Origin of the sequence: Nocardia sp. CA-151230 (assembly GCF_050942175.1) — a bacterium.
Lineage (GTDB): Bacteria > Actinomycetota > Actinomycetes > Mycobacteriales > Mycobacteriaceae > Nocardia.
This window is the reverse complement of record NZ_CP192061.1, coordinates 3,756,303-3,768,519: the sequence shown is the minus strand read 5'-3', so window position 1 is coordinate 3,768,519 and position 12,217 is coordinate 3,756,303. Positions and strand designations below refer to the sequence as shown.

The window sequence follows — 12,217 nt, the reverse complement described above, 5'->3', positions numbered from 1 at the left end:
GGGGGGCGGTCCGCGCTGGCCGGTCCGGTCAGCGCGATCAGCGGCGGTTGCGGACGTTCTGCCGAGGCCCCGAGTCACTCCAGCGGGGGCAACCACGGGACTGCGTTGTGAGCAAAGCTCTGCTTGACCGGCACAAGGTCCACGTGTCGGTCCAACGCCATGATCGTGATCCCGACAAGACCATCCTCATCACCCTTGGACGCCAGGGTCGATCCGCAGACGGGGCAGAACCCACGGCAGATCTGCGGGAAGGTCTCGAACCAGGTCGGTTCCCCGCCTGGACCGGTCCACTCGAATCCTTCTACTAGGAAGGGGACACCCAAGACATCACCGGCGCGCCCGAAAGCCGCTGGCAGTGCTCGCACGAGCACAGATGTGGGAAGTCCGGTTCACCGGTCGCGGAGAACCGAATATTGCCGCAGAGACAGCCGCCGCTCAAAGTCTGTGATACGACACGGATCCTAACCAGCCCCACCGACACTCAGCCCGCCACCGGCCGTGTCGGGAGGCCCTCAATTCGGCAATAGCGGACGTCCTGCACCGCACCTGGTTCCTACCACCAGCCGCTCCGCGCTGGCCGGTTCGATCAGCGCGGTATGCGGCTTCCAGAAAAGAGTGGGTAGGGCCGGGTCTGAGGTCACGGGCGGTTTTCGCTGAGTGGACCTGACGGACCAGCATGCGAACCGCGCGGTCCTGGTCGACGTGCCGGACATCATGATCCGGGCGGTCGGCACCCGGCCGGGCGAGGCTGGAGGTGTCCGGTGATCGCAACCGCGCCACCCGCCCGGCTGCAACGAATCAACTGCGGATCAATCGGCCGACTCATCAACAGCGCGCAGGTTGACGCCCTGTGTAGGTGTCGGCGAGAAGCGCACGATTGGAGCGGCAGAACGCGCACGTCGGTTGCGGCAGAACGCGCACAAATCCGGCAAGCGCTCAGCCGTGCAGGGGACCGATGTAGGTGCCCGGGTGGGTCGCGCCTTGGGGCCATACCGTGATCGAGCCCAGGGCGGTGGGCCAGGCGGCATGCAGTTGGGTGGTGGAATCGGGCGGGGTGACGATGATTTCGGTGGGGGTATCGGTGCCGGTTACGTAGGTCAGGGTGCTCTTGGCCTGACCGCCCGGGGGCAGGTGGACCGGTTGGCCCTGTTCGGTGGTTCGGGGCAGCGAGGCGCGGCCATTGTCGCCCACCGCAGCCAGGTCGACTCCCGGGAAGCCTTGCAGAACACAGGATTCCTGGGACAGGTTCGTCAGCACGATACTTGCGGTGCGCTGACTGCCGGTGGGCTGTCCGAGCTCGGGCTGCACGGTGAGGCCCAGCCGTGAGGCCCCGCACCACGGCTCTTCCGCCTGCGCCTGCCCCGCCGCCATGCAGGGGACTACCGCCCCGGCCGCCACCAGCACTGCCGAAACCACTGCCCTGAAACGCATTTGCCGATCCCTCCGCGTCATCGTGATCGACAGTGATCTTGCGGAAGGAACCTTATGGACGACTAATGATCCGCTGAACACTGCCATCCTCGGTGGAGGCGGCGCCCGACTCCGCTCAGATCACCGACCGGATGGTGCCGCCGCTCAATCCGTGCCTGAGCAACCCCGCCGCGGCCTCCGTCCGTGCCTGGGCTGCATCTCGTCGTGCGAGGTGTGTCTGCCAGAGCGCGACAAGCACTGCAGCGCTGGTGGCTATCCCAGCGATCCACGTAGCGAAGTCGCCCCATTGATCGGCTCCCCATCTGCTTCGCATCCTGAAGGCGGTAAAACCGATGTAGACAAAAGGCAAGAGGAGGATTGCAGTACCGAACCACCGGTTCAGACCGAATAGGCGCATCCGAGAACTGTGTGTGCGAGCCAACGGGTTTCGGATTCTGTGTCGTGTCTCCCAGTCGGAATCGATTGCGACAGCTACAGGGTCGACAACATCCTCGACCAGTGGTCGGGCAGTCACCGAATCGGTGGCGGGGTCTATGACCACCAGTGCGCCGCGCGTCCCGATGCCGAGGATATAAACGAGCTGCGTCGCGGGGTCTATCACGATCGGCTGGGGCTCACCCACGAACAGCTGATCCACGGCGATCGTGGCGGTGACTGCTCGAGTGTGGGTGTCCAGGACGGAGACGGAGGCCGGATAAGCCGATCGGACCTGCTTGTCTTCTTGCGGTTTCGAGTTCGGCTGACGTAGTTTGCAATCGAGATCGAAACGGGGGGCGACTGTGGTCGTGGGAGGATCATCGATCACTGCGAAGGTGGCGGTCGTTGCGGCAGTGTTCGCGCTGACCGGGTGTGGACCGGCAGGATCGACAGGTTCGGGGACCGATATCGAGGCACTGCTGTTGGCGCCCAAGGATGTTGACCAGATCATCAATCCTGTCAAGGCGAAGACCACCGACTCGGCCACCTACGCCGCGATGGCCGCCGACTACACCAAGGATCAGGAGACCGTTCCGGCCGATGCGATGGAGCACCTCGTCGGCATCCGCCCGGAAACCTGCGCGGTGTTGGCTGGGATCGGGTTCCGGCAGCTGTATGGATCGGACTTCACCGCATTCCGAAAACGGCAGATCGACAAGGGGACCGGCCAGAGCACCTCGAGTTACGAAGCTGTCGCGCTCTATCGTGCGACCGGTTCGAGCGCCGTCGCCGCGATCACGACGGCGCTCCAGGCGTGCGCGGGAACGAAGATCCCGATCGGCGCTGCGGGCGCGACTGTCCTTATCGACAGTGTTCGTACCCGGCCGAATGCTGCGGAGTGGACATATCATTCGCTGAATCCGCAGGCGGTGGACCGGCAATGGAACTGCGCCGTACGGGTCACGCCCACCGCCGTGATCGAGATCGAGTTGGCGGACGGCGATGCGGGTGCCGTCGCGGACGCGGTCGTCAAACGGGTCGGCGGGTAAGGCGGGGTTTCGCCAAGGCGATCGTGACGATCGGAAAGCCGAGCAGGGCAAGGCGGATCACGTGGTCCATGAATCCTGCCGGGCCGGTACCGAGGAGGTCCGGTTTGACGACTGCTCCGAAGACGCCCAGCACGATCACCAGGGCACAACCTGCAATCACCAGGATCTGTCCTGGTCCTCGGCGCACGATCAGCAGGATCGCACCGACGATCAGTAGGAGCGCTGCGCTCGGATCGAAAACGGCTGCCAGCCAGTAGTAGCCGCGCAACCATCCCCGTGGCATCACGGTGTACAGGTCGGCGAAGCCTGCGCTGTAACCGTCACGCAGGGCATGAACTGCACTGAGGGCCCCCACTGTGGCCGCCAACCCACCCAGAAAAGCCAAACTGACCACGGCTGCACCACTTTTAACCACGCCCGATAGTACGTATCGGATCACGGACTCCACACCCGCGGCACGAGCGGTCCACCGCGGGCAGGGCCGCCTGGCCCAGCACCCTCATCCTCGACCCGCACCCACCCCCGACGCCTTCCCCGCCACCGCCGAAGCCGTCACCGAGGCCCTGGAATCCGGTGTGGTGCGTAAAAGTGGATTGCCGCGTAGAAGGGGAGCCGAAACCCGGGCGCCCCGCGCTGGCCGGTTCGGTCAGCGCGGTATGCGGCAATTGAGGATGGTCATGCATGACCCTGGCCATCTGTTCTCAGTTCCGTTGCTCGGCTGCGTACCAACTACCCTGAAGCCCATGACGAGGGTTGCGGTGATCGGCGGTGGACAGATCGGGCAGGCGCTGATCGTGGGGCTTCTCGAATCGGGCTGGCCCCGTGGTGATGTGATCGTCGTCGGCCGAGCACCGGACCGGGTAACGGTCCTCGGGCAGCGCCTGGGAGTTCGCGCCACGACCGACACCGCCGAGGCTGTCCGGACCTCGGATCTGATCGTGATCGCGGTGAAGCCCAACGACATTGACGGCGCGCTATGCGGCTTGGGCACAGCGGAACTGGGTGCTCAACACGATCGGGTTCTCATATCACTGGCCGCGGGTGTGTCCACCGCCCAGCTGGAGCGACAGCTGCCAGCTGCCGCGCCGGTAGTGCGGGCCATGCCCAACACTCCCATGCTGGTCAGGCAAAGCATTACCGCGATCGCAGCCGGCCGGCACGTCAGCAGCGAGCAACTCGGGCTCGTATGCCGCATGCTGAGCACCGTTGGGGAAGTAGTGATCGTCGACGAAACACAGATGGACGCGGTGACCGCGGTGTCTGGCTCCGGACCGGCCTACTTCTTCGCGATCGCCGAAGCCATGGTCGAGGCCGCGGTGCAGCTAGGGCTCCCGCAACCGGTCGCCGTTGAGTCGGTCACCCAGACCATGCTCGGTTCGGCTGTACTGCTCCAGAGCTCAGGCCAGCCCGCGTCGGAATTGCGTGCAGCTGTCACCTCACCAGCCGGCACGACCGCGGCGGCACTGCGGGAACTCGAGCGGAAAGGTCTTCGCTCGGTATTCCATGAGGCACTCGCCGCGGCCCAACGACGCGCGATGGAATACGGCACGAACACGGCCTAGCGCCGGGCACCGGATAACCGCGATGGCTCGAACCGCGCGCCTCGCGGCAGAAGCGGATACTCGGCTGACTACCAGCCTCCGACAGCCAGCCACTCCGTTTGGAACTCGACAGATGTGATCTCCTCCGCCGATAGGTGTGGTAGATCGGAGATCTCTGTTGCCGAAGGCAAACGGCCCGACAGCCGAGTGAACTCGGTCCGACCCGAGACCCCAACGGCCACAACGCAGAAGGCCCCTCCACCGAGTGGAGGGGCCTTCTACTTTGCGCGCCCGGAGAGACTCGAACTTCCAACCTTCTGATCGAGAGTTCCGATCAACGTGCTGGTCGTGCCCTGATTCGGTGTGATCGCGCATTTCTCAGTTCGAGTTGGTACATACGGCCTACCTGCACAGCTTCAGGATTCCTGCGCGGAAATCGCGCAAGGCGGCCCGCGAATTCTTGGGATATTTTTGGTGACAGGTCGAGTCTGTACGCCCGGTAACCGCCCGGGCGGCCGACGGTTTCGCGTAGCCGAATCCCCGCATCGAGGGTGCGGATTGCATCCCCGGCAGGGTTCGCCACCGACCTCCTCCCGGTCAGCCGGTGGCCCCGTCGGGGCGGCTGACCGGAACGATCGTAACGAGACCGTCGAGGCCCTCGAAGTCCTTCGGATTGGTGGTGTACAGCGGCAACCCGTTGCGGGCCGCTGTGGCCGCGATCATGAGATCAGCCGTCCGGCGGCGCGGCTGCCGACCGATCGCATACACCGACGCACAGATCAGCCCGAAGACCCGCGCGGCTTCACTGTCATATGGAAGCGCCTCCCCGAACGTCGCCTCCGTGTGCTGCAACACCGCGATCCGCCGTGCCCGCTTGATCGGATCATCGGTGGCATACGGCCCCCTGGACAGCTCACCCAATGTGACTGCGCTGATGGCGGATTCGACGGGCAACTCAGCGGGATCGAACACCGACAGCGCGGCGACGATGCTCGTGTCGAGCACGCCCCTGGACTGGGAGTCGTTCACAGGCCGGTCTCCCCGAAGGGGTCCTCGGACAGCTCGTCGGTGACAGCCGTATCCAGGTCACGCATCAACTCGTCGTAGTCGAGCGTGGGAGCGGTGGCGAACATCGCCTGGGCCTGGCTGGTGCGGACGAAACGGTGTCGCCTGATCGGCGTCACCTCGGCCAACGGCTCACCGTTGATGGTGAGCAGGTATTTCCGCCCCTCCCGCAGCCCGCGCGTCACGGCGCCGGAGTCGTTGACGAACTGGCGCACGCTGACCTCGGTCGGCGGAGACATCTCCGGGACAGGCATAGATACACCGTACCACGCCGTGGCACGACATAGGCGGCGATCAGCCAGGTACACAGTTCAGGGTGCCCAGTGCCGGTACGCCTCGATCCATTCGGCCCCTCTCGGAGTCGGTGAGAGCAGGGGAAGATCGAGAATACCGGCCGAAGGTGCATATTGCGACAACCCCGCTGCCAGGTAGCAAGTCGATCGAGTCGACGGTGACCGTCAGCCCGAAAACCTCTGTCTCGAAAGGGATCTCCAGATTATCGGCGATCATGGTGTAGAAGCCGACCAGCTGTTCCTCGTCGCCGTAGGCGTCCACTGTGGCTTCTTCGACCATTGCCTCGAGCTGCGCCTTTGTGAGCTTGTCCATAGCGTGGTTCTATCGGCCGCCGCGGAGAAGTTCGGCCAGACGTGCACCAACCACCGAGATGCTGGGGGTTGGTGTGCGGTCGAAGAACTCCTTCTTGCGACGGCGCAACAGATCCTCTCCGTCTGTCTCCCAACAGAACCCGGGCTTGCCCAGCACTTTCCGGAACACTTGATCGGCCTTTTCACGGTGACGCTCAACCAAACGGCGGATCGGAAGCGTGGAAACGGAATCGTCTCGCAGATAACCACGCAACACCGCGACGGAGGTTCGATCGCCGACGCGGACCGGGTCGGCGAACAGGGCATCCGCTCGGCCGAAGTCGCGATAGAAGTTGAGTCCTTCGACTTCGTCGTAGATCACGCCGACCGTTTCGGCGTCCTGCAGACCCGCGGGCAGCCCAGCGAGCACGTCGGGATCCGGTCCGCTGGCGATGGCACGTTCGGCGGACTTCTTGTCCAGACGCGCGAGTGCTTTGTCTCGACGACGTCGGTAGTGCTCACGGAGCTTGTCGTGGACCTCGTCCACGGGTAGTACCATCAGGTCAGCACCGAACAGTTCGATGAAGTCGGCGCGATCCTCGGCCTGCATCTCCCAAGCGCGGCGAGTCAGATCCTGGTTGCGGTGCAGCAGTTCTGGATTCGCGGTCAGTGTGGTGAGCGCACTCTGCGCTGCCTGGCGCGCTGCGGTTTTGGGGAAGAACACGAGGTGTCCGCTGACCAGCCACGCGTCCGGACGCAGCGGCACAATCCTGCCGATGACGAACATGCCCTTCCGCAGGCGCGCGAATGGTGCGACCCCCATGTTCGAGTAGACCCGATAGACGACATCGTCGATGAGATTGTGCAGCACGACCGCGTCGCCCTCGATGCTCCGAGCCTCGAAGCACCCCTGTACCACATCGCGCCAACCCAACACCATGTCCCGCTCACCGTCGGGCAACGGCGGCCGATGCTGTGTGACAAATCGTTCGACAACGGTGCGACCGTCGGACAGCCGATACTGCAACGCGAAATGATCGATGGTCGCAATTGCCAGGCCTTCGTCGAGATAGCCGCGGTCGTCGGCGGCGTCCATCAGCCTGGCGGTCAGCCGCCTCTCGAAACGCGAACTCTGCGCGAACGCCACGAGTTCTGACTTGAGGTCCGCAGCGCGGACAATCAGATCCTCGAGCGATCCAGCTGTCGCTCGCTCGAAATTCATGATCCCCTCGGACTCCTGCCCCTCACGTAACGGTACCGACGCCGCACACCCTACCGGCGACCGGCGATCAATCGCCTGGAAACCTCACAGTGGCAACCGATCCTGCCGGTAAGCACCCTCAGCAAGTGGTGGTGGACCTATGAGAGCACGCGTCGGCGCGGCAGGCGCGGTTCTGCATTGGGGGCGGACGAGTTGTCACCATGGCGTTGTCACCTGCGACCTCGACGATCAGTACGCGATCGGCCATCGTGCTTGCGCCGTCGACGTGCGACCCACGGAGACGGCACACTGGTTGCTCGTGGAACGCTATCCCGGCGAGCTCGAAGCACTGCGGGCGGAGACAGCTCGTCTGCGCCGTCTGCTCGATCTGACCGAGCACCAGTCTCGGGCCGCTGATCCGGATCAGACTGCTGCGCAGACGCCGGTCGACATGGGCTCCGCCCCGGCAGCGAAGGTGCGGTTCTATCTCGATCTCTTCCGTGGCCGCGACGACGTCTACGCCGTTCGTTGGGAAAATCGCCGTGACGGCCGGTCCGGCTGGATGCCTGCCATCCGAGGCCGATGGAGCAAGGGCATGTCGCGCGCGGAGGCGCCGTACCTGCCGCTCACCGACGACGTCGTCGCCGGTCACTTGCGCGGCGAGCACCACATCGGCCTATATCCGCTGACCGATAACGACTCCTGCTGGTGGGTGGCGGCGGACTTCGACAAGAGCGCGGCCATGCTCGACGCACTGGCATTCCTGAAAGCCGCGCGCGCCAAAGACATTCCAGCCGCCCTCGAAGCATCCCAGTCCGGGCGCGGCGCGCATGTGTGGATCTTCTTCGCCACGGCCACCCCGGCCGCCACGGCGCGGCGGATCGCCACCGGCCTGCTCGCCGAGGCAATCCAGTTGCGCGGCAGCATGAGCCTGTCCAGTTACGACCGGCTGTTTCCGTCGCAGGACACCCATACCGGCCGTGGCATGGGCAATCTGATCGCCGCGCCACTCAACGGTGCCCGACGCCGACACGGCACCACGCTGTTCCTCGATCCGGCCACCCTCGAACCGTTCGACGACCAGTGGGCGTACTTGTCCAGCATCCCCCGGCTCTCCCTGAAACAAGTCGACTCACTAGCCGCCGCGCTCGGCGAACCGAAAGTCGGCCACAATGTCCGGCGGCTACAGCTGCCGACCTCGTCGAAAATCGTGCCCCGCCCGGCACCGATTATCCGTGCAACGCTCGAGGCGCGGCTCCAGCTGAGCACCGCCGATCTTGGTCCGGCCATGATCTCGGCGGTCAAGCACGCCGCCTCCATACCGAACCCGGAGTTCTACACCCGCCAGCGTGCACGCCGAAGCACATGGGACACACCACGATTCCTGCGCAGCTACGACGAAACCCTCGACGGCGACCTGATCCTGCCCCGCGGACTACTCCCCCTGCTCACCACCCTCGTCGAATCCGCCGACAGCACACTGAATATCGAGGACAACCGCACCGACGGCAGCGAGCAGACCTTCACCTGCGCGAGCGAACTGCGGGCCGAACAGCAAAGTGCGTTGCGCGCCATCGAAGCCCAAGACACCTGCGTGCTGGTCGCGCCACCCGGCACCGGCAAGACCGTGATCGCCTGCGCGGCAATCGCCTCCCGGGCCAGATCGACATTGATCCTCGTCGACCGTAAAGCCCTCGCCGACCAATGGCGAACCCGCATCCTCGAGCACCTCGGCATCAAATGCGGACAGATCGGCGGCGGCCGATCCAAGACCACCGGAGTGATCGACGTAGCACTGCTCCCTACCCTCGCCCGCCGCGCCAATGTCGACGAACTCACCCGCGGATACGGCTTCGTCGTGGTCGACGAATGCCACCACATCGCCGCCTCCGCCTTCACCGACGTCCTCAACCAGATCCCCGCCCGATACTGGCTCGGCCTCACCGCCACCCCCTACCGGCGCGACCAGCTCGACGACCTCATCTACCACCAACTCGGCTCACACACCCACACCATCGACGCACCCGCGGCGGGCCACCTGCCGACCAACGGCGACACGCCCGCACCACACCGCGTTCTCCACGTACACCCAACCCAATTCGCCTACGACGGGACCGCCGATCCCAGCCAGCCCGGTGGAATCGCCGAGATCTACCGCGCCCTCATCGCCGACGAAAACCGCCTGAAACAGATCATCAACGATGTCCTCGACGCCCATCGAGCGGGCGCCAACATTCTGGTCCTCACCACCTGGGTCGACCACGTCGACGCACTCACCGAACACCTCACCGCCGTCGGCTGCGACGACATCATCACCCTCCGCGGCGGAATGAAAGCCCGTGAACGCCAAGCAGTCATCGAATCGATCGCAACGCGCACAGCCAACGGTTCCCCACTACTACTCGTCGGGACCGGCTCCTACATCGGCGAAGGCTTCGACTGCCCCGCCCTCGACACCCTGTTCCTCGCCGCACCCGTCTCGTTCAAAGGCCGCCTCATCCAATACGCCGGACGCATCACCCGCGCCCACCCCGGAAAATCCACCGCAACCGTCCACGACTACCACGATGTCCTGACCCCGGTGATCGCCTCCTCACTACGCAAACGCGCACCCGGGTACGCCGAACTCGGATTCCCAGACCCACGGAAACCCGGACACTGAGCGCGCGTTCACCACCTCGCCCAGTGCCGCGGCCGTGACCGCAACACCATCGGCTCTGCGGAGACCAACCTGCCGATGCGGCCAGCCTTCGTCATCGAGCTGATGAAACAACCAGACGTCCTCGTCCGCGTAGTAGTCGCGAACCCATTGCACTCGATCAGTATCACGACCCTGCGGTACGCCTACTCGTGCTACCTGTCCGCGCGAACCGAACCTGTTCTTGCGGAGCTGGTTTCGAGACAGGCAACGGACGGAACGTTCGGTCGCGAATTCTTGGGATATTTTTGGAAAACGTCCGATTCGCCTGGGTGAAACACAAACCCCCTGACCGAAACTGCCTGGTCAGGGGGTTCTTCTTGCGCGCCCGGAGAGACTCGAACTCCCAACCTTCTGATCCGCAGTCAGATGTGGGCCACTTGGTTGGTGACTTGCCAGCTCAGTCGTCGATACAGAGCCAGGTCGACACGCCCGTAACGGGCGATGGCCTTGGTGAGCTGTTCATCATCGGCAGCCTCGACGATCTCGTTGCCTCCAAACGCACGGCATTCGGCTAGTAGCGGACGGCAGTAGCGGACGTTCCGCACCGCACCAGGTTTCGGCCGCCGGCGCCCCGCGCCGGCCGGTTCGGTCCGCGCGGTATGCGGTATGACCGGATATTCGGCTGAGACCTCTGCGGCGCGATCAGGTTGTCTGTGCGGTGAGGGCTCGTGTCCAGAACTCGATCACGATCTCGACGCAATCGTCGATCGCGCGGCCGTCGAGCGGGTCGAGAACGACGCCGTGGATTTGGGCTTCGACGGCTTGAACGAGCAGCACCGCGGTCAGTGCTGGATCGGTTCCGCCGACGCCGAGGCGGCTCAGGTGGAAGGTGACTTCGCCGGCGAGCAGTTGTTCGAACTGCTTCAACTTTTCAGTGCTCGCGGGAGTGCGGGGTGCCTGTTCGTAGAGCAGACGATGCATGTGCGGTGCCGTGGTATGCAGGCGGGTGACCGCAGTGATCAGCCGCCGCACCGTCTCAGCCAAAGATGGCTGTTCACTGCGTAGTTGGGCCGCCTCGGACAACAGCTCGGCTGCGCCGTCGCGGAGGTGGCGTTCGGCGAGTGCGTAGAGCAGCGCGTCTTTGTTCGGTATGTAGTGGTAGAGCGTCCCGATGGACACTCCGGCCAGTTCGGCGACCTTGTTGGTGGTGGTCGCGGCGTAGCCGTGTTGTTGGAAAAGTCGAGCAGCCGCGTCGAGGATCGCGTCGAAGGTGAACTCCGATCGCTGCTGGCGCGGGGTTTTGCGTGGGGTCGACATGGTCTCCCGAAACCGAGTTGTCAAAACCGAGGATTGCTCGAATCATTATGGCATGCACGACTCCTACCTGGCCTTTCTCCCCGATGATCTCCGTCCCGACCCAAGCCTTCGACCCGAGTCGACGTGGTGGCGGTGGCGTGGCGCGCGTGTCCATATCGAACGCGTACTCCGACCGGACGCCCCGGTTCGAATGCTGCTGGTACACGGTGGAGGCGGACATGCGGCGGTGATGTGGCCATTTGCGGCCCTGGCAGTGCAGCTCGGCTACGAGGTACTGGTACCCGACCTGCCGGGCTACGGGCGCACCGAGACGGGATCGGCTCGGGCACTGCGTTATTCGGACTGGGTCGACTGCGTCGCAGACCTGGTCAAGGTCGAGAAGGCTGCCGATCCGCGTCCACTGGTGGTGTTCGGGGCCAGCATGGGCGGAATGCTCGCCTACGAGGCCGCGGCCCGTACCGGCGTGATCGATGCGATCGCAGTCACCTGTCTGCTCGACCCTCGATCGCCACAAGCCCGTCGCTGCATCGGCAGATACCCCTGGCTCGCCGCCCAAGGGGCACGGCTACTCGTCCCTCCAGTCGACGGCATTCGTGTGCCGATGCGATTGGTGGCCAACATGACTGCGATGTCCAACCTTCCCGACCTCACCGCCGCCGTCACCGCTGATCCGCGGGGTGGGGGTGCCTGGATACCTCTCGGGTTCCTGCGCACCTACCTGCGATCGGCGCCCGCGGTCGAGCCCGAGAACTTCACCGCCTGCCCGGTGTGGTTGCTCCACCCTGGTGCCGACCGCTGGACACCACTGGCGGTCAGCCGGACGTTCTTCGATCGAATCGCCGCCCCGAAACATCTTCTCGTCCTTGACCAGGCAGGCCACTACCCGTTGGAAGCCTCTGGAATTCGCCAACTGACAACAGCATTGGCGGACATACATCGCCAGGTTGCCGTCACCATCTGACCCAAAACTC

12 protein-coding genes and 1 pseudogene are annotated in these 12,217 nt (G+C 64.6%); 4 read left to right on the top strand and 9 right to left on the bottom strand.

Translation table 11 applies throughout. The features are described from left to right. Positions 1 to 936: 936 nt before the first annotated feature. Both ACQP1O_RS17610 and ACQP1O_RS17605 read right to left on the bottom strand, forming a co-directional pair. Positions 937 to 1,431: a DUF4232 domain-containing protein gene (locus ACQP1O_RS17610; protein WP_433566838.1), complete on the bottom strand. Its 495-nt coding sequence runs from the start codon at positions 1,429 to 1,431 to the stop codon at positions 937 to 939. Between the two features lie 115 nt (positions 1,432 to 1,546). Continuing rightward, on the bottom strand, positions 1,547 to 2,341 hold the full coding sequence (locus ACQP1O_RS17605) for a YncE family protein (RefSeq protein ID WP_433566837.1): 795 nt from the start codon (positions 2,339 to 2,341) through the stop codon (positions 1,547 to 1,549). Between ACQP1O_RS17605 and ACQP1O_RS17600 the strand changes: the two genes are divergently transcribed. Further along, on the top strand, positions 2,331 to 2,897 hold the full coding sequence (locus ACQP1O_RS17600) for a sensor domain-containing protein (protein WP_433566836.1): 567 nt from the start codon (positions 2,331 to 2,333) through the stop codon (positions 2,895 to 2,897). The genes ACQP1O_RS17605 and ACQP1O_RS17600 overlap by 11 nt on opposite strands. Here ACQP1O_RS17600 and ACQP1O_RS17595 read toward each other — a convergent pair. After that, positions 2,878 to 3,291, bottom strand: a complete 414-nt coding sequence (locus tag ACQP1O_RS17595) for a hypothetical protein (protein WP_433566835.1) — start codon at positions 3,289 to 3,291, stop codon at positions 2,878 to 2,880. The genes ACQP1O_RS17600 and ACQP1O_RS17595 overlap by 20 nt on opposite strands. A 349-nt stretch (positions 3,292 to 3,640) precedes the next feature. Between ACQP1O_RS17595 and proC the strand changes: the two genes are divergently transcribed. Further along, complete coding sequence (gene proC / locus ACQP1O_RS17590; RefSeq protein WP_433566824.1) at positions 3,641 to 4,459, top strand: pyrroline-5-carboxylate reductase; 819 nt, start codon at positions 3,641 to 3,643, stop codon at positions 4,457 to 4,459. A 576-nt stretch (positions 4,460 to 5,035) separates the two neighbouring features. Here the strand turns inward: proC and ACQP1O_RS17585 are convergent. The 4 genes from ACQP1O_RS17585 to ACQP1O_RS17570 are packed head-to-tail and all read right to left on the bottom strand — an operon-like array spanning position 5,036 to position 7,309. Further along, a complete protein-coding gene (locus ACQP1O_RS17585; protein WP_433566834.1) occupies positions 5,036 to 5,467 on the bottom strand; it encodes a type II toxin-antitoxin system VapC family toxin in 432 nt (143 codons plus the stop codon). Next, entirely contained in the window at positions 5,464 to 5,757 is a 294-nt protein-coding gene (locus tag ACQP1O_RS17580; RefSeq protein ID WP_433566833.1) for a hypothetical protein, read from the bottom strand. The genes ACQP1O_RS17585 and ACQP1O_RS17580 overlap by 4 nt, the downstream gene beginning before the upstream one ends. A gap of 40 nt (positions 5,758 to 5,797) precedes the next feature. After that, positions 5,798 to 6,109: a calcium-binding protein gene (locus tag ACQP1O_RS17575; RefSeq protein ID WP_433566832.1), complete on the bottom strand. Its 312-nt coding sequence runs from the start codon at positions 6,107 to 6,109 to the stop codon at positions 5,798 to 5,800. Between the two features lie 9 nt (positions 6,110 to 6,118). Further along, positions 6,119 to 7,309: a hypothetical protein gene (locus ACQP1O_RS17570; protein ID WP_433566831.1), complete on the bottom strand. Its 1,191-nt coding sequence runs from the start codon at positions 7,307 to 7,309 to the stop codon at positions 6,119 to 6,121. A 298-nt stretch (positions 7,310 to 7,607) separates the two neighbouring features. Between ACQP1O_RS17570 and ACQP1O_RS17565 the strand changes: the two genes are divergently transcribed. Then, positions 7,608 to 9,950 (top strand): TOTE conflict system archaeo-eukaryotic primase domain-containing protein, encoded by a 2,343-nt coding sequence (locus ACQP1O_RS17565; protein WP_433566830.1) that lies wholly within the window; start codon positions 7,608 to 7,610, stop codon positions 9,948 to 9,950. A 431-nt stretch (positions 9,951 to 10,381) separates the two neighbouring features. On the opposite strand, the pseudogene ACQP1O_RS17560 reads toward ACQP1O_RS17565, so the two are convergent. Then, positions 10,382 to 10,477 (bottom strand): annotated as a pseudogene (locus ACQP1O_RS17560) (IS21-like element helper ATPase IstB); the annotation flags it as partial. Positions 10,478 to 10,631: 154 nt separating this feature from the next. Beyond that, positions 10,632 to 11,246 carry a TetR/AcrR family transcriptional regulator gene (locus tag ACQP1O_RS17555; protein WP_433566829.1) on the bottom strand — a complete coding sequence of 205 codons (615 nt, stop codon included), beginning with the start codon at positions 11,244 to 11,246 and terminating at the stop codon, positions 10,632 to 10,634. On the opposite strand from ACQP1O_RS17555, the gene ACQP1O_RS17550 reads away from it, so the two are divergent. Further along, positions 11,200 to 12,207, top strand: a complete 1,008-nt coding sequence (locus tag ACQP1O_RS17550) for an alpha/beta hydrolase (protein WP_433566828.1) — start codon at positions 11,200 to 11,202, stop codon at positions 12,205 to 12,207. The genes ACQP1O_RS17555 and ACQP1O_RS17550 overlap by 47 nt on opposite strands. Positions 12,208 to 12,217: the final 10 nt, after the last annotated feature.